Origin of the sequence: Pseudomonas sp. B14-6 (assembly GCF_013260315.1) — a bacterium.
GTDB lineage: Bacteria > Pseudomonadota > Gammaproteobacteria > Pseudomonadales > Pseudomonadaceae > Aquipseudomonas > Aquipseudomonas mandelii.
In genome coordinates, this window is the sequence record NZ_CP053929.1 from 6,288,455 (window position 1) to 6,306,444 (window position 17,990).

Here is a 17,990-nt window from a genome sequence, read left to right on the forward strand (position 1 = left end):
TCGAGCGGGAGCAAGCTCCCTCGCCACAGAGGTCCGTTGACCATCGTTTGTGTTGAATCAGGCGGCTTGTCGCATCGCCGGTTTACTGAGCGCGTCCGTGCCCTTGCTGCGTGCATCATTCGGCCCGAACACCGCAGCCGGTTCCGGAAACAGGCTCAGCAGCGTCAGGTACACCAGCGAGGCCAGGCCGAGGGTGACCGGCAGGCTGATGTCGATGCCGCCAGCCAGATCGCCCAGCACACCCACAAACTGCCCCGGCAGGTTCACAAAGCACAAACCCACCAGCGCACTCGGGATCCAGGCTCCCAGGCCACGCCAGTTCCAGCCGTGGGTGAACCAGTAGCGGCCACCTTTCTCGCCGCGGGTGAACACTTGCAGGTCATCCGGGCAGTAGAAGCCGCGACGCACCACCAGGCCGATGATCATGATCACCATCCACGGGGTGGTGCAGGTGATGATCAGCACGGCGAAGGTCGACACGCTCTGCACCAGGTTCGCGGCGAAGCGCCCGATGAAGATGAAGGCAATCGACATCACACCGATCAGCAACGTCGCCTTGACCCGCGACAGCACCCGAGGGAACACGCTGGACATGTCCAGCCCGGTGCCATACAGCGAAGTAGTGCCGGTGGACATGCCGCCGATCACCGCGATCAGGCACACCGGCAGGAAGAACCAGCTCGGCGAGACCGCCAGCAAACCGCCGACGTAGTTGTTGGCCGCGATGTAGTCGGGTGCCTTGATCGCTACGATGGTGGCGGTGGCCAGGCCGAACAGGAACGGAATGAACGTCGCGATCTGCGAGATCACCACGGCGGCCATGATCCGGCGCTTGGAGGTCTCACGCGGGATGTAGCGCGACCAGTCGCCGAGGAACGCGCCGAAGGAAATCGGGTTGCTCATCGCCACCAGTGCAGCACCGATGAAGGCCGCCCAGAAACCTGGCTGACCCATATTGACGGTGCCGGCGTAATTCACATCGAACGGCCCGGCGAAGGCGAAGATGCCCAGCAGGAACAACAGGCTGGCGCTCCATACCGCGATTTTGTTGACCCACAGCAGAAAGCGAAAGCCATAGATGCAAACCGTCAGCACCAGGATCGCGAACAGCCCGTAGGCCAGGCCCAGGGTCAGGTCGGTTTCCGGCAGACCGATCAGGCGTTTGGCGCCACCGATCAGCGCATCACCCGAACTCCACACCGAGAGCGAGAAGAAGGCGATGGCGGTCAGCAGCGACAGGAACGAACCGACGATCCGCCCGTGCACGCCGAAATGCGCACCGGAAGACACGGCGTTGTTGGTGCCGTTGATCGGGCCGAACAGGCCCATTGGCGCGAGGATCAGCGAGCCCAGCAGCACGCCCAGCACAATCGCCCAGACACCAGCCTGAAAAGACAGGCCGAACAGCACCGGGAAACTGCCGAGCACGGCGGTGGCAAAAGTGTTGGAACCGCCGAAGATCATCCGGAACAAGTCCGTCGGGCCTGCGGTGCGTTCGTTGTCCGGGATCTGTTCGACCCCGTGGGTTTCAATCTGCGTAAGGCTTTGGTCTTTGTTGTTGTTATTCATGATCAGCTCCGATCATAAAGGCGCGCTCATCGTGTGTGAGCGTCACCTGTTTGGCTAAGGGGGTGGCAGCCCTTCCGGCATCGCGGACAAATGTTCATGGCAGGCCAGCCATAGGCCTTGTTGTTGTCGGCGAAACACAATCGTCTCGCGCTCCTGGCTGAAGTGTTGCTCCCCTTGCATGCGCAGCTCGGTGGCCACGTCATGGATGAAAATCGCCACGTCACCCTGCAGGCTGACGGAGGCGTTGCTCGATGTGCACGCAAGCACCTCGAAGCCATCCTCGGCGCGCCAGGTGTCCCACAACGCCTGATAGGCATCGCGCGACAGCAGGGGCTGTTCGAGGGTGTAGAACACGAAGCTGGCGTCGGCGCTGAACGCGCCGAAGTAGGCTTCGCGATCGTTGCAGGCGAAGGCTGACACCAGATCGGCGGCAGCTTTCAACACCTGATCACGTTCGGTCATGACCGATCCTCAGCGGTGGGCCACGCCCGGCAGTACGCAGAGCATTTCGTACAGCAGGTTGGCGGCCAGCAGCGAGGTGTTGCCGGTGGTGTCATAAGCGGGCGAGACTTCTACCAGATCGCAGCCGATCAGGTCGAGGCCTTGGCAGCCGCGAATGATTTCAATTGCCTGAATGGTCGTCAGACCACCGATTTCCGGGGTGCCGGTGCCTGGCGCCCAAGCCGGGTCGATGCCGTCGATGTCGAAAGTCAGGTACACCGGACCGCCGCCGACTTTCTCGCGCACTTCGGCCATCAGCGGTGCCAGGGATTTGTGCCAGCACTCTTCAGCCTGAACCACACGGAAGCCCTGTTTACGACTCCAGTTGAAGTCTTCGGAGGTGTAGCCCTGAGCGCGCAAGCCGATTTGCACCACGCGATCGCAGTCGATCAGGCCTTCTTCGGCCGCGCGACGGAAGGTGGTGCCGTGGGCGACTTTCTCGCCAAACATGTGATCGTTCACATCGGCGTGAGCGTCGATGTGCACCAGGCCCACCTTGCCGTGCTTCTTGTGAATGGCACGCAGGATTGGCAGGGTGATGGTGTGGTCGCCGCCCAGGGTCAGCGGGATCACATTATGTTCGAGGATAGCGTCGTAGGATTCTTCGATGATCCGCACCGCGTCCAGCAGATTGAACGTATTGATCGCCACGTCGCCGATGTCGGCCACCGACAGCGAATCGAACGGTGCAGCGCCGGTCGCCATGTTGTACGGGCGGATCATCACCGATTCAGCGCGGATTTCGCGAGGTCCGAAGCGGGTGCCGGGGCGCAGCGAGGTGCCAATGTCCAGCGGGACGCCAACAAAGGCAGCATCCAGACCGGCAGCGGTAGGCAAATGGGGGAGTCGCATCATGGTGGCGATGCCGCCGAAGCGCGGCATTTCATTGCCGCCCAGTGGTTGGTGAAGAATCTTTTCCACGGGTAAGGCCTCATCGTCGTTGTTTTATTTATGTCGGTTGCGCCGCTCCGGGGAGGTTTGGGCACCGTTGGGGGCCGATTCTGCGAAATGTAGTGCGCGGGAAGAATCGCTACGGGCAAATACTTAGTTCAGATTTTTCTAAACTAATGGTTGGCACGACGATAGACTTGCGGCCATGTGCCGCACTCCTGTGGCGAGGGAGCTTGCTCCCGCTCGGCTGCGCAGCAGTCGTAAAATCGGCTGATGCGGTCCGTCTGACACTACGAGGTGAATGGTTGTAGGGCCGCTTCGCAACCCAGCGGGAGCAAGCTCCCTCGCCACAAAAGCGCAACACGCATGACCTTGCAAACGGAGCCCCCATGGCCAACGCTTTACCCGACCTGAAACTGTTACGCATCTTCGTCAGCGTGGTGCGTCATCAGGGGTTTGCCAACGCGCAGCAAGAGCTCAACCTCTCGACTTCGGCCATCAGCACCTACATGAGCCAGCTCGAAGCCGCCCTTGGCCTGGTGCTCTGCCATCGCGGTCGCGGCGGTTTCAGCCTGACCAGCAAGGGCGAGCTGTTCCATCAGGAAACCCTGCGTCTGTTGGGCGAGCTTGAAGGCTTCGAGCAGTACGCGGCGGCGTTGAAGGGCGAACTGCGCGGCACTCTTAACCTCGGCGTCATCGACTCCACCGTCAGCGACAAGGCCTTGCCGTTCGCCGAAGCCATCGGCGCCTACAGCCAGGAACACCCGGCCGTGCATTTGCACCTGTCGGTCATGAGCCCCTACGAATTGCAGCTCGGCGTGCAGGACAACCGTCTCGACCTGGCCATCGGTGCGTTTTCCACGCGCATGAGCGGCCTGGTTTACATGCCGCTGTACCGCGAGCAACACTGGTTGTATTGCAGCAGCCGTCATCCGCTGTTCACCGAGCGGCGCATTCCTGAGCAAGTCATCACTCAGCAACGCATGGTCGGCCGTGGTTACTGGAGCCAGGCCGAACTGGCGCGCCACGGTTTCAAGCACAGCGCCGCCACCGTGGAAAGTATGGAGGCGCAGCTGATTCTGGTGCTGTCGGGCGCCTACATCGGTTACCTGCCGGAGCACTACGCCCAGGCTTGGGCGGACAAGGGCGATTTGCGCGTCCTGCTGCCCGCGACTTTCGGTTATCAGGCGCCGTTTTCGATGATCGTGCGTCGTGGCCGCAGCCGCGAGCCGCTGATCCAGACCTTCCGCGATCTGCTCAAAGCACAACTGAACCAGGCCTGAGAACATGTCCAGAATCCAGTGTCCACGCTGCCTGCGCCCACAAACCCATTGCCTGTGCCCGCTGATCCCGAGCCTCGACAGCCGCACCCGAGTGCTGTTGTTGCAGCATCCCAGCGAAGTGAACCATGCGTTGAACACGGCGCGACTGGCCGCGTTGGGCTTGAAGAATGCCGAGTTGATTGTCGGTGAGGTGTTTGAGGATTTGCCGGTGCTGCTGAATCCTCCGGGGTATCAGGCGCGGTTGTTGTTTCCGGCCGACGATGCGCAGCCATTGCAGGCGTACACCACGAATGAAGACCCGCTGTTGCTGGTCGTCCCGGACGGCACCTGGCGCAAGGCGCGCAAGATGTTGCACCTCAATCCGTTACTGGCGGCGTTGCCGAGGGTGACGTTGGTGGATTGCGGGGTGTCTCGATATCGACTGCGCAAGGCACCGGGGCCGGGGGCGTTGTCGACGGTGGAAGCGATTGTCCAGGCGTTGCAGACGCTGGAAGCGCCGAGCTCTTTTGAACCCTTGTTGAAACCGTTCGAGGCGTTGATCGAAGGCCAGATTGCCGCGATGGGGGAGGAGACTTACCAGCGTAACCACGGCAGGTGATTACTTGTGGCGAGGGAGCTTGCCCGCTGGAGTGCGAAGCGCTCCCAATTTGTCGACTCAGTACACCTGTTGCGCCTGGTTGAATGATTTTGGATCTGCTGCGCAGCCCAGCGGGAGCAAGCTCCCTCGCCACAGAGAATGAGTCAAACCTATCGCTCCCGCATCGCCTCGGTCCGCGCTTTCAACACCGGTTTCAACAGGTAATCCAGCACGCTTTTCTCGCCCGTGATGATATCTACCGTCGCCACCATCCCCGGAATAATCAGCAGCGGTTTCACATCGCCGCCCAAGTGATTCTTGTCGGTCCTCACCTGAATCAGATAAAAGCTGTTGCCCTTGTCATCGGTAATGGTGTCCGCACCAATCAGTTCCAGCTTGGCAGTCAACCCGCCATAAATCGTGTAGTCGTAAGCACTGAACTTGACCATCGCTTTCTGCCCCGGATGCAGGAACGCCACGTCCTGTGGCCGCACCTTGGCTTCGATCAGCAAGTTGTCTTCAATGGGGACGATCTCCACCATGTCGCTGCCCGGCTGGACCACGCCGCCGATGGTATTGACCTTCAGCACCTTGATGATTCCGTGCACCGGCGACACCACGGTGGTGCGGGTCACGCGGTCATCGATGGCGATGCTCGACGCTGTGATTTTCGACAGGTCGGTGCGTTTTTCATTCAGCTCTTTCGCCGCGTCCGAGCGGAAGGATTGCTCCGATTCATCGATCTTGCTTTTGATCTCGTTGATCGCCGATTCCGCCCGGGGAATTGCCAGCGTCGTCGCATTCAAAGAACCGCGAATTTCCACCGCGCTGCGTTTGAGCCGCAGGATTTCCACCGGTGAAACCGCCCCGGTGCCCACCAGCGGCGCGGACATGTTCATCTCTTGTTGCAGCAAGGCCAGGCTCGAACTGAACTGCCCCTGCTTGGAGCGAAATTCCGCCAGTTCCTGAGTCTTTTGCCGCAGTTGTTCGGTTAGCGTCCGTTGCTCACTGGCCAGTCGACGCTGGCGTTGTTCGTATAACGAGCGCTCGTCTTCGGCCACTTGCGGAGCCTTGGCGATCACCTCAGGCGACAGCTTGAACGGCCGGCCTTCCGCTTCGGCCGACAGACGTTCGACCTGCGCGGTCAACGCATAACGATCCGCCTCGCTCTCGCCCTTGTTCGACAGAAACCGCGTGTCATCCAGGCGCAGCAAGGTGTCGCCCTTGTTCACCATTTGCCCTTCGCGTACGAAGATCTCGGTGACGATGCCGCCCTCCAGGTTCTGGATCACCTGGACCTTGCTCGACGGGATCGCCTTGCCTTCACCCATGGTGACTTCTTGCAGCACTGCAAACTTGGCCCAGACCAGCGCGGTAATCAGCAGCGCCGCGGCCAGCCACACGGTGATCCGCGACCAGCGCGGCGAATCCTGTAGCGAAGCGCCGGCGGTTTCCGGCATGAATTCGCTCTCGGCGGTTTTGCCGAAGCTGCCGAAGTAGCCGCGGTCTTGTGGCGTGTCGGATGATGAACGGGCCATGGGTAGCTCCTAGACAGCCGCAGAGCCGACACGGCCCTTGCGCAGTGCATCGATGACCGCTTCTTTCGGACCGTCGGCAACGATCCGCCCGTTATCCAGCACCAGCAGCCGATCTACCAGGCTGAGCATCGAGGTGCGGTGGGTCACCAGCAGCAAGGTCTTGCCCTGCACCCAGCCGTGGAGTTTTTGCCGCAAGACATCTTCGCTGCTGTTGTCCATGGCGCTGGTGGGTTCGTCGAGCAGCATGATCGGCGGATCCAGCAACAAGGCCCGGGCCAGCAGCACTGCCTGGCGTTGACCGCCGGACAGCAACTGCCCGCGTTCGCCCACGGGCCGGTCAAAACCTTGCGGATGCTGACGCGCCAGCTCGGTGACACCGGTCAGTTCGGCGACTTCGAGCATCCGTGAATCGCTGATGTAACGCGCGCCCAGGGTCAGGTTGTCGCGCAGGCTGCCGGCCAGCAGCGGCAGGTCATGGGCGACGTAACCGATTTGCTGGCGCAGGTCGGCGACATCGAGTTGCCGCAGGTCCAGGCCATCGAGCAGCAACTGGCCTTCTTCCGGCGCATAGAACCCCATCACCAATCGCGCCAGGGTGCTTTTACCCGAGCCGCTGCGACCGATGATGCCGATCCGTTCGCCGGGTTTGACGCTGAAACTGATGTTGGCCAGGGCAGGGGCGTTCTGGCCGTTGTAGTGGAAGGTCACGCCACTGACATCCATCGCGCCTTGCAACTGAGTGCGCTCCAGCGGCCGCTGGTGGGCGTCGCGCTCTTGCGGCAAGGACATCAGCGCATCGGTGCTTTTCATGGTCAGTTGCGCTTGCTGGTAGCGGGTGATCAAACCGGCGATCTGCCCCAAGGGTGCGAGTACGCGGCTGCCGAGCATGTAGGTCGCCACCAGCGCACCAACGCTGAGGTTGCCGGCGATGATGCTGTAGACGCCGGCGACGATGGTCGCCATGCCGGAGAATTGCTGGATGAACAGCGTGCCGTTGGTGGCCAGCGCCGACAGATTGCGCGCATGGCTGTCGAGGCGGGTGAGGGCGCCGTGGGTGCTTTCCCATTTGTGCTGGCGCTCGCTTTCGGCGCTGCACGCTTTGAGGGTTTCCAGGCCGCCGAGGGTTTCGATCAGCAGGGCCTGGCGCTCGGCGCCGAGGCTCAGGCTTTTCTGCACGGTGTCGCGCAGGCGCACCTGAATGACCATCGCGAAAATGATCGTAATCGGAAACGCCAACAATGGAATCACCACCAGCCAGCCGCCGAGCAGGCCGATCACCACCAGCATCAACACGGCAAAGGGCAGGTCGATCAGGCTGGTCAGCGTGACGGCAGTGAGGAATTCACGCAGGCCCTGGAAGTCATGGATGCTCTGGGCGAAACCGCCGATGGTCGCCGGCCGCGCTTTCATCGCCATGCCAGTGATGCGCTCGAACAAGGTCGCGGAAAGAATCACGTCGGTTTTCTTCCCGGCGGTGTCCAGCAAGTGCGCGCGCACCACCCGCAGCACCAGTTCGAAACCGGTGCCGATCAGCAAGCCGATCGACAGCACCCACAAGGTCGACGTGGCCTGGTTCGGCACCACGCGGTCGTAGGTTTGCATCACGAACAGCGGCACCATCAGCCCCAGGAGGTTGATCAGGAAACTCGCCAGAATCGCATCGCTGTACAGCCATTTCGACAGCTTCAAGGTGTCGCGAAACCACGCTTCCACACGCGGCACCAGCGGCGAGCGCAGGTCTTCGAGTTCATGGCGGGGCCGGGCGAACAAGGCCTGGCCGCTGTAATTTTCAGCCAGTTCTTCACGGCTGACCCATTGTTCGCCACCGTCCGCTTCGCTGGGCAGGATCAGCAACCGGCCGTCATCGCCATAGCGTCGCAGGATGGCGGTGCGGCCGTTGTTCAGGATCAGCATCACAGGCAGGTTGAGCGCGGAAATGTCCGCCAGTTCACGGCGCAGCACCCGCGCCTGCAAGCTGGCCCGGGCTGCTGCACGGGGCAGCAGGTCCAGGCTCAAGCGTTGTTTGTTCAGCGGCAGCCCGGCACTCAGGCTGGCGCGACTGACCGTCGCGCCGTGGAGTTTGCAGAGGATCAACAGACCGTCGAGTAGCGGGTCATCGAAGCTCAGGCGCGGATCGACACCGATGTTGCCGGGTTCCATGCTGGTCAAATTGATCGCCCCCAGTGAGCTACTTCAGTTCAGGCAAACGCGCTTCGTTTTTCACTTCGGCCTGGGCGATCGCATCGGCGGGTAGCACCACCCGTTGTTTGCTCAGCAACTGGCCCATGTTCGCCAGCACGCGGTACATCGAATACTCCTCGGTGTAGCGCACTTCGGTGTAGCGGCGATTGGCGTTGTAGAGCTCGTTTTCACTGTCGAGCAAGTCGAGCAGGGTGCGTTGGCCGAGGCCGAACTGGTCCTGATACGCCAGGCGCACACGACGGCTGGTGTCCGCGTATTCGCGGGCAGTCGGGGTTTGTTTCTTGGCATTGACCATGGCGTTCCAGGCCAGGTGGATGTTCTCGTTGAGTTGGCGCAAGGCGTTGTTGCGGATGTCCATCGCCTGGTTGATCTGATGCGCATTGGAGGCCAGGCGCGCCTTGTCGCTGCCGCCGCGGAACAGGTTGTAGTTCATCACCACGCCCACGCGCCACTCGTTGTCGTGGCCTTCATCGCCCTGCACGTTGTTGTTTGCGCCCACTGCCGCTTCGGCATCGAAACGCGGGTAGAACGGCGACTTTGAGACTTCGTACTGGCTCTCGGCCGATTGCACGTCAGCTTGGGCCGATTTCAGGTACGGGTTGTTTTCCACCATGCTCTGCTGGGCTTCCGGCAGGGAGGCAGGCAGTTCGCCGCGGATAGACGGCGGCGTTTCCAGTTCATCGGGCAGGCGCCCTACAACGGCGGCGAAATTCGACTCGGCATCCGCCAGATCGACCTCGGCGGTGTCGAGGTTGTTTTGCGCCAGTGCCCGGCGGGCGCTGGACTGGTCGGAGTCGGCGTTGCTGCCGACGCCACGCTGGGTGCGCAGGCCGATCTGGTCGTTGACCCGCAAGTGAGCCTGCAGGTTGTTCGTGGCCAGGGTCACCAGTTCACGGCGCTTGAGCACTTCGAGGTAGACCTCGATGGTGCGCAATGCCAGGTCCTGAGCGGTGCCTTGAGCGTAATAGGCCCGGGAGTTGACGACCCCTTTGGTGCGTTCGACTTCGTTCGCGGTGTTGAAACCGTCGAACAGCATCTGCCGCAGGCGCAGCTCCGATTGGGTGTAGGTGAGGATTTCGGTGTTGTGATTGCCGAACGCCCGGGTGTTGGTGTTATCGCTGTACCCGCGCCCGTAGGCGGCGTTCAGATCAACTGATGGATAAAAGCCCCCCTTGGCGACTTTGACTTGCTCATCCGCGGACAGCCGCGAGTCGACGCGCGAGGCCAGTTCCGGGTGGGTTGCGATGGTGCTCTGGATCGCCTCGGTCACTGACATGGCTTGAGCCTGGGATGTGCAGGCCATGGCCAGCAGAATTGCGCTGCAAAGGGGGGTTAAAACGCGCATGGGTACATCTCCCTGATTCCTGATGGTTCTTTATCAGTCGCCAAATATTTGACGACATTTATAGGCAAAACCGTTTCATGCTTGTAACAACGTAGCTAAGAACATTCTAGAGCGTAGCTAAGAAATTTTTTTCATAGGGGTTATTCCAAAAAAAACTTATGCGCTCTGCAAAATCCAGCACATTGTTCACTCTGAAAGCCCTTGTTTTAGAAGCTCTAGGGAGCATTCGAGGGTTTAAGGAAAGTTCCATCCACTTATCGACATAGGGCGGAGAAGTGCTGGAGGGGAGGGAAGCGAAACGGTTTTGAGGCGACAGTTTTTTGTCGCTCTACAGGTTCAAAATCGTTACGCATCGCACAAAAGGCAATGTGGCTGCGATTGGAATCCCAAGGTTGTTGATTGCATTGGGGTTTTGCCAAAAACGGACTCATTGCCCATGAGCGACATGCTTGGCGAGACTATCGCCGGGGCAGCGGTTTACTCGGATAAACGCACCCCGCAGGCGATCCGCCAGGCAACCTGCTTCAACCATGAGCACGTTCTTCGCACAAACAGGGTGCCGACAGCGGTTGGCAGCGGAGGAAATGCACATGGCAACGCTCATCGGTACCGTCAGTAAAATCATTGGTCAGGTGTTCGCGGAAAGCGGCGGTACCCGGCGTGTGCTGGCCGAGGGCGATCGATTGTTCGCCGGCGACCAATTGATCACCGGCGCCGATGGCGCGGTGGCCGTGCATCTGAAAAATGGCCAGGAACTGACCCTCGGGCGTGGCAGCAGCCTGCAAATGAACTCCCAGTTGCTGGCGAATCAAGCGGCCCATGTGGAAACCGCTGAAGCGGTGACGCCGACTCAAGCGCAACTGACCGATGTCGAGCAACTGCAAAAAGCCATCGCGGCCGGCGATGACCCGACTCAAACCGCTGAAGCCACGGCGGCCGGACCTGCTTCGACCGGCGCACCCGGCGGGGCGGCGGGCGGCGGCCACAGTTTCGTCATGCTCGAAGAAGTGGGCGGGCGGGTCGACCCCACCATTGGCTTCCCCACCGCGGGCTTTAACGGCATTCCCGAATTTCCGCTGGAACGTCTGGCCGGTGATCCGGACAACGGCGACAACGGTGCCGGTTCAGGGGCACGGGTGTCATTCCCGTTCCTGACGCGCCGAACAACCCGGTCACCCTCGCGGGCCTGTCGGTGGCGGGCGGCGAACTGACCCTCAACGAAGCTAACCTCGCGGACGGTTCTGCCAGCAATCCAGGCGCCTTGATCCAGAACGGCACCTTCACCGTGTCTGCGCCCGACGGGCTGACCAGCCTGAGTATCGGCGGGATCAATGTGATCACGGGTGGGGTGCCTGTCGGCTTCCCGCAGTCGATCACCACACAACTGGGCAACACCCTGACGATCACCGGCTACAACCCGGCCACCGGCGTGGTCAGCTACAGCTACACCCTGGTCGGCAACGACACCCATTCGGCCGGCGAGGGTGTCAACAACCTCAGCGAACAGTTCATCGTCGTCGCTAATGATTCCAACGGCGATACCGCCACCGGCACGCTGGACGTCAACATCACCGACGATGTGCCCAAAGCGGTCGATGACAGCAACGCCGGCACCGCTTCGGAAACCCTGCTGACCCTGACCGGCAGCGTGCTGCCCAACGACTCGCAGGGGGCTGACCGCATTCCCACAGGCCCCAACAGCGGGCCGATCATCGGCGGCACTTTCACCGGGACTTACGGCACGCTGGTGCTCAATCCCAACGGCAGTTACACCTACACGCTGAACACCAGCGACGCCGATTTCAAAGCGCTGCACGGCGGCGGCAGCGGCACCGAAACCTTCACCTACACCCTGACGGATGCCGATGGCGACACCAGCACCGCCAACCTGGTGCTGCAAATCCAAAACAACGATGACCCGGTCACGATCGGCGGCCTCAACGTCGAAGGCGGCGAACTCGTCGTCTACGAGAAAAACCTCAGCGACGGCAGCAGCCCTGACGCGCCAGCGCTGACACAGAGCGGCACCTTCACCATCACCGCGCTCGACGGTGTGCAAACCCTCAGCGTCGGTGGCATCAACGTGGTGGTCGGCGGCGTGTCCGCAGGCTTCCCGCAATCGATCGTCACACCACTCGGCAGCACGTTGACCATCACCGGGTTCGACAGCGCGACCGGCGTGGTCAGTTACAGCTACACCCTGGCCGATAACGAAGCGCATCCGACGGCCAACGGTGCCAACGGGATCTCCGAGCAATTCGCCGTCACCGTGGTCGATGACAACGGCACCACCGCCAATGGCAACCTTGACGTCAACATCGTCGATGACCTACCTCAGGCCGTAGACGACAGCAACGCCGGCACCGCTTCGGAAACCCTGCTGACCCTCAACGGCAATGTGCTGACCAACGACACCCAAGGCGCAGACCGCGTGACCGTCGGCGAAAACGCCGGCCCGATCACCCCCGGCACTTTCATCGGGACTTACGGCACGTTAGTGCTGAACGCCAACGGCACGTACACCTACACCCTGAACACCAGCGATGCCGACTTCAAAGCGTTGCACGGCAATGGCAGCGGCACGGAAACCTTCACCTACACCCTCACCGATGCCGATGGCGACACCAGCACCGCCAACCTGGTGCTGCAAATCCAAAACAACGATGACCCGGTGACCCTCAACGGCCTCGACGTCGCCGGTGGTGAGCTGACTGTCTACGAGAAAAACCTCAGCGACGGCACCAGCCCGAACGCGCCCGCGCTGACCCAGAGCGGCACCTTCACCGTGACCGCCCTCGATGGCCTGCAAACCCTGACGGTCGGCGGCATTTCGGTGGTCAGCGGTGGCGTGGCCGCAGGTTTCCCGCAATCGATCGTCACACCGCTCGGCAGCACGCTGACCATCACCGGCTACAACCCGACCACCGGCGTCATCAGCTACAGCTACACCCTGGCGGACAACGAAACTCATCCGAATGCCAACGGTGCCAACAGCCTCACTGAGAATTTCAACGTGGTGGCGACGGACACCGACGGCAGCACTGCGTCGGGCCAGATCAACGTCAACATCGTCGACGACCTGCCCACCGCCAACCCTGATTACGCTTCGGTAGACGAGGGCGCGACCGTCTCGGGCAACGTGCTGGATAACGACATCGGCGGTGCCGATGGCCCGGCGCTCAGCGGCGCCGTGATTGGCGTGCGCGCAGGCTCGGACACCTCGACCTCGGCCATCGGTGGACTGGGCACCAACATCAACGGCACCTACGGTTACCTGACGCTGGATGCCAACGGCAATGCGACCTACCACAGCAATCCCAACGCGGTGAACGGCCCCGGCGCGACCGATGTGTTCACCTATACCGTGCGTGATGCCGATGGTGACGAAAGCACCACCACCATCACCATCGACGTGTCCAACAGCAGCATTGTCGCCTCCACCGATGCCGACGTGACCGTCTACGAAAATGCCCTCGACCTGACCAAGGACGGGCAAGACCTGGCGGCCGGCACGGTCATCGGCAGCGACCCGACCAGCACCGGCGAAACCGCCAAGGGCACGCTGGTCGGCTCGGTCACCGGTGCGATCGGCGCGATCACTTACACGCTGGTGGGCAGCGCCACGGGCAACTATGGCCAGATCCAGCTCAACCCCAACGGCACGTACACCTACACCCTGACCTCGCCTGCGACCACCACGCCGCCTGCCAACGATGGCGCGAATTCGCTGACCGAAAGTTTCACCTACCAGGCGACCGATTCCCTGGGTAACAGCACCACCAGCACCATCGTGGTGAAGATCGTCGATGACGTGCCAAAAGCCTTCAACGACAGCAACACCGGCACAGCGTCGGAGGCCGCGCTGACGCTCAATGGCAATGTCCTGAGCAACGACGTCCAGGGCGCGGACCGTGTCGCCACCGGCCCGAACGCCGGGCCTGTGACCCCAGGCACCTTTACCGGGACTTACGGCACCCTGGTGCTCAACGCCAACGGCACGTACACCTACACGCTGAACACCAATGATGCGGACTTCAAAAACCTGCACGGCGGCGGCACCGGCACTGAAACTTTCGCCTACACCATTACCGATGCCGACGGCGATACCAGCACCGCCAACCTGGTGCTGAACATCCAGAACAACAACGACCCGGTCACGCTCAACGGCCTCGATGTGTACGGCGGTGAACTGACCGTCTACGAGAAAAACCTCAGCGACGGCACCACCCCGAACGCGCCCGCCCTGACCCAGAGCGGCACCTTCACCGTGACCGCGCTGGACGGCCTGCAAACCCTGACCGTCGGCGGCATTGCTCTGGTCACTGGCGGTGTGGCGGCAGGCTTCCCGCAATCGATCGTCACACCGCTGGGCAGCACGCTGACCATCACCGGCTACAACCCGGCCACCGGCGTGGTCAGTTACAGCTACACCCTGGCGGACAACGAAACTCATCCGAACGCCAACGGCGCCAACAGCATCACCGAGAACTTCAACGTGGTGGCGACGGACACCGACGGCAGCACCGCGACGGGTCAGATCAACGTCAACATCGTCGATGATTTGCCGACGGCCAAAGCGGACACGGCGAGCGTGGTCGAAGGCGGCACGGTCAGCGGCAACGTGCTGGACAACGACATCGGTGGTGCAGATGGCCCGGCACTCAGCGGCGCAGTGATTGGCGTGCGCGCAGGCTCGGACACTTCGTCCTCGGCCATCGGCGGCCTGGGCACGAACATCAATGGCACCTACGGTTACCTGACGCTGGATGCCAACGGCAACGCGGTTTACCACAGCAATCCCAACGCCGTGAGCGGTGCCGGTGCCACCGACACGTTTACCTACACCGTGCGCGATGCCGATGGCGATGAAAGCACCACCACTATCACCATCGATGTGTACAACAGCTGCATCAAAGCGGTCAGCGACACCGATGTCACCGTCTACGAGAAAGCGCTGGACCTGACCAAGGACGGGCTGGACCTGGCGGCCGGTACTGTCACGGGCAGCGAGCCCGGCAACACCGGCGAAACGGCCACCGGCACCCTGGTCGGCTCCGTCACCGGCGCGAGTGGCGCCATCACCTACACCCTGGTCGGCAGCGCCACCGGGGCCTACGGGCAAATGCTGCTCAACCCCAACGGTACCTACACCTACACACTGACGTCGGCGCCGAAAACCTCGCCGAACACCAACGACGGCCCGAATACCCTGACCGAAAGCTTCACCTACAAAGCCACCGATGCGCTGGGCAACAGCACCACCAGCACCATCGTGGTCAACATCGTCGATGACGTGCCCAAGGTCCTCGGCGCGGAGCGTTCGGTGGCGGCTGTGGAGATCGATTCCAACCTGCTGCTGGTGATCGACGTCTCCGGCAGCATGGTCGACCCCTCCGGTGTACCGGGGCTGTCACGCCTCGAACTGGCCAAGCAGGCGATCAGTGCCTTGCTCGACAAATACGACGACCTGGGCGATGTGAAAGTGCAGATCGTCACCTTCAGCAGCAACGCCACCGACAAGACATCGATCTGGGTGGATGTGGCGACCGCCAAGTCGATCATCTCCGGCCTGACTGCCGGCGGTGGCACCAATTACGACGCCGCTGTCGCGACGATGCAAACGGCGTTCAACACCTCGGGCAAACTGACCGGGGCGCAGAACGTCGGCTACTTCTTCTCCGACGGCAAACCCAACGAAGGCGACATCGGCAGCGCAGATGAGGCCGCGCTCAAAGCCTTCCTCGACGCCAACAGCATCAAGAACTACGCGATCGGCCTGGGCAGCGGCGTGAGCAACGCCTACCTCGATCCGCTGGCTTATGACGGCAGCACCCACACCAACACCAACGCTGTTGTGGTGACCGATCTCAACCAGCTCAACTCGGTGCTTTCGGGCACGGTGGTCGGCGCGCCGGTGACGGGCACCTTGCTGGAGGGCGGTACGTTCGGCGCCGATGGCGGCTTCATCAAAACCCTCGTGGTCGACGGCACGACGTACACCTACGACCCTAAAGGCAACAGCAATCAGGGTTCGTTGAACTTCAGTGGCGGCGCCAACCACGGCACCTTCAACACGGTGAACAACAGCATCAGCATCGCCACCAACAATGGCGGCACCCTGGTGGTGAACCTCGACACTGGCGAGTACACCTACACCTCGCAAAAAACCACGGCAGTGGTGATTACCGAAAACATCGGCTTCACCGCCAGCGACAACGACGGCGACCTGGCCAGCTCCACGCTGACGGTCAAAGTCATCCCGAACGCGGCGCCGGTGGCGGTCGATGACCACATCATCACCAACGTGCTCTCGGGCAACATCGTGGTGCCGGGCGAGTTGCTGCTGGCCAACGACACCGATGCCGATGGCGATCCGCTGACGGCTTCACCCACCAACTTCAACACCGGCTGGATTTCCAAAGGCGCCGACTTCACCGGCACCGGGGCGATCAGCTTCTCCTCGACCGGCAACAACAACGCCAACCAGGTCCTGGCGAACGTGCGCAACGCCTTTGCGGCGAACGCGACGACCATGACGGCGGTGCTGGTGGTCAGTGGATATCTGGGCGGGGTAACCGCCGGCAACGCCAATGATGAGGACCGGATCACCGTCAACCTCAAACAAGGCGAAACCCTCAACCTGGACCACAATCTGGCGGGCGGTCACATCGCCATGGAGTACTCGCTCAACGGCGGTGCATGGATCGCCCTCGCGGACGGGCAAACCCTCACCGCGGCGGCGGACGGGACCTATCAGATCCACGTCACCAACATCACCAACACCAGCGGCAGCGGCGTGAACAACGCGGAATACTACAAGCTGACCATGACCCTCGATTACGCCGGGGGCCACGACATCGCCCCGGATGCCCACGGCACCTACACCGCCAACGACAACCACGGCGGCAGCGACAGCGCGGGCGTGACCATCAGCTATCAGGACGGACATACCCTCACCGGCACGGCCGGCGACGATGTGCTGGTGGCGGGCACCGGCAATAACGTTCTCAATGCCGGCGACGGCAACGATGTGCTCACCGCTGGCTCCGGCAACAACGAGCTGCATGGCGGTGCAGGCAATGATTTGCTGTTCAGCGGCACCGGCAACGACCTGCTCGACGGCGGCACCGGCACCGACACCGTGAGTTACGCCCACGCCACCGCCGGGGTCACGGTCGACCTGAGCGTGGCCACCGCGCAAAACACTGGCGGCGCCGGCACCGACACCCTGACCGCGATCGAAAACCTCACCGGCTCCAACTTCAACGACTCGCTCACGGGCGACAGCCTGAGCAACGTCATCACCGGCGGTTTAGGCGATGACATCCTCAAGGGCGGCGGCGGTGACGACTTCCTGATCGGCGGCCTGGGCAACAACACCCTGACCGGCGGGGCAGGGGCCGACACCTTCCAGTGGCTCAAAGGCAACAGCGGCCACGACCTCGTCACCGACTTCACCCCAGGCACCGACAAACTCGATTTGTCGCAACTGCTGCAAGGCGAAAACGGCACCGCGGCATCACTGGATGACTACCTGCACTTCAAAGTCATCGGCAGCGGCGCCTCGGTCCTGACCAGCATCGACGTCAGCGCCATGGCCGGCGCGGCACCGAACCAGACCATCGACCTGGCCGGCGTCAACCTGGCCAGCCACTACGGCGTCACGCCGGGAGCGGGCGGGGTGGTGGCGGGCGGGCACGATACCGCGACCATCATCAATGGCATGTTGAATGACCATTCGTTGAAGGTGGATACCGTGTGATCTGAAGGCTGACCTCTGAAACGACAAAACCCGCCATTCCTGGGTAAGGAATGGCGGGTTTTTGTTGTCTGTGAGATCGCTTTCGTCGGATCGCCGCCCGGAACAAGCCCGCTCCGACACTTTGATCTTCAGTGAACACAAAACAGGCGAACAACCCAGATCAACTGTAGGAGCGAGGCTGCTCGCGAAGAGGCCCAAAAGACCACCACAAAACTCACAGCCTGACACGCTGTTGTGGCGAGGGAGCTTGCTCCCGCTGGCTTGCGAAGCAGCCCCAAAACCATACACCGCGATTGTGTCTGATAAACAGCGTTTCGCTGGT

Annotated in this window: 10 protein-coding genes; 4 read left to right on the plus strand and 6 right to left on the minus strand. The window is 61.8% G+C overall.

Features of this window, described 5'->3' with window-relative positions; translation table 11 throughout:
• Positions 1-57 precede the first annotated feature (57 nt).
• The 3 genes from HP062_RS28755 to speB are packed head-to-tail and all read right to left on the minus strand — an operon-like array spanning position 58 to position 2,991.
• Positions 58-1,569, minus strand: a complete 1,512-nt coding sequence (locus HP062_RS28755; protein ID WP_145308080.1) for a cytosine permease — start codon at positions 1,567-1,569, stop codon at positions 58-60.
• 54 nt (positions 1,570-1,623) lie between these two features.
• Positions 1,624-2,031: a nuclear transport factor 2 family protein gene (locus tag HP062_RS28760; protein ID WP_172792414.1), complete on the minus strand. Its 408-nt coding sequence runs from the start codon at positions 2,029-2,031 to the stop codon at positions 1,624-1,626.
• A 9-nt stretch (positions 2,032-2,040) separates the two neighbouring features.
• The gene (speB, locus tag HP062_RS28765) at positions 2,041-2,991 is read right to left on the minus strand and encodes an agmatinase (protein WP_077749132.1); all 951 of its coding nucleotides are present in this window, start codon (positions 2,989-2,991) and stop codon (positions 2,041-2,043) included.
• A gap of 359 nt (positions 2,992-3,350) precedes the next feature.
• Here speB and HP062_RS28770 point away from each other — a divergent pair, with 359 nt between their 5' ends.
• Both HP062_RS28770 and HP062_RS28775 read left to right on the plus strand, forming a co-directional pair.
• Complete coding sequence (locus HP062_RS28770; protein WP_007945995.1) at positions 3,351-4,244, plus strand: LysR family transcriptional regulator; 894 nt, start codon at positions 3,351-3,353, stop codon at positions 4,242-4,244.
• A gap of 4 nt (positions 4,245-4,248) precedes the next feature.
• Positions 4,249-4,842, plus strand: coding sequence for a tRNA-uridine aminocarboxypropyltransferase (locus HP062_RS28775; protein ID WP_172792415.1), 594 nt, complete (start codon positions 4,249-4,251; stop codon positions 4,840-4,842).
• A gap of 149 nt (positions 4,843-4,991) precedes the next feature.
• Here HP062_RS28775 and HP062_RS28780 read toward each other — a convergent pair whose 3' ends face one another.
• Genes HP062_RS28780 through HP062_RS28790 form a run of 3 tightly spaced genes read right to left on the minus strand, consistent with a single transcriptional unit; the run spans position 4,992 to position 9,906 of the window.
• A complete protein-coding gene (locus tag HP062_RS28780) occupies positions 4,992-6,359 on the minus strand; it encodes an HlyD family type I secretion periplasmic adaptor subunit (RefSeq protein ID WP_010462001.1) in 1,368 nt (455 codons plus the stop codon).
• Between the two features lie 9 nt (positions 6,360-6,368).
• On the minus strand, positions 6,369-8,528 hold the full coding sequence (locus tag HP062_RS28785; protein WP_083374772.1) for a type I secretion system permease/ATPase: 2,160 nt from the start codon (positions 8,526-8,528) through the stop codon (positions 6,369-6,371).
• A 19-nt stretch (positions 8,529-8,547) separates the two neighbouring features.
• Complete coding sequence (locus tag HP062_RS28790; RefSeq protein ID WP_010461997.1) at positions 8,548-9,906, minus strand: TolC family outer membrane protein; 1,359 nt, start codon at positions 9,904-9,906, stop codon at positions 8,548-8,550.
• Positions 9,907-10,496: 590 nt separating this feature from the next.
• Between HP062_RS28790 and HP062_RS31605 the strand changes: the two genes are divergently transcribed.
• Both HP062_RS31605 and HP062_RS28795 read left to right on the plus strand, forming a co-directional pair.
• Positions 10,497-11,117 (plus strand): retention module-containing protein, encoded by a 621-nt coding sequence (locus HP062_RS31605; protein ID WP_372242734.1) that lies wholly within the window; start codon positions 10,497-10,499, stop codon positions 11,115-11,117.
• Positions 11,099-17,668, plus strand: a complete 6,570-nt coding sequence (locus HP062_RS28795) for an Ig-like domain-containing protein (protein WP_372242735.1) — start codon at positions 11,099-11,101, stop codon at positions 17,666-17,668. Before HP062_RS31605 ends, HP062_RS28795 begins: the two co-directional genes overlap by 19 nt.
• Positions 17,669-17,990 lie beyond the last annotated feature (322 nt).

What these genes read in the sequence shown, in the direction of transcription:
- HP062_RS28755 (WP_145308080.1), bottom strand. Translation starts at nt 1,569, where the DNA reads ATGAATAACAACAACAAAGACCAAAGCCTTACGCAGATTGAAACCCAC.
- HP062_RS28790 (WP_010461997.1), bottom strand. Translation starts at nt 9,906, where the DNA reads ATGCGCGTTTTAACCCCCCTTTGCAGCGCAATTCTGCTGGCCATGGCC.
- HP062_RS28780 (WP_010462001.1), bottom strand. Translation starts at nt 6,359, where the DNA reads ATGGCCCGTTCATCATCCGACACGCCACAAGACCGCGGCTACTTCGGC.
- HP062_RS31605 (WP_372242734.1), top strand. Translation starts at nt 10,497, where the DNA reads ATGGCAACGCTCATCGGTACCGTCAGTAAAATCATTGGTCAGGTGTTC.
- HP062_RS28775 (WP_172792415.1), top strand. Translation starts at nt 4,249, where the DNA reads ATGTCCAGAATCCAGTGTCCACGCTGCCTGCGCCCACAAACCCATTGC.
- HP062_RS28760 (WP_172792414.1), bottom strand. Translation starts at nt 2,031, where the DNA reads ATGACCGAACGTGATCAGGTGTTGAAAGCTGCCGCCGATCTGGTGTCA.
- HP062_RS28770 (WP_007945995.1), top strand. Translation starts at nt 3,351, where the DNA reads ATGGCCAACGCTTTACCCGACCTGAAACTGTTACGCATCTTCGTCAGC.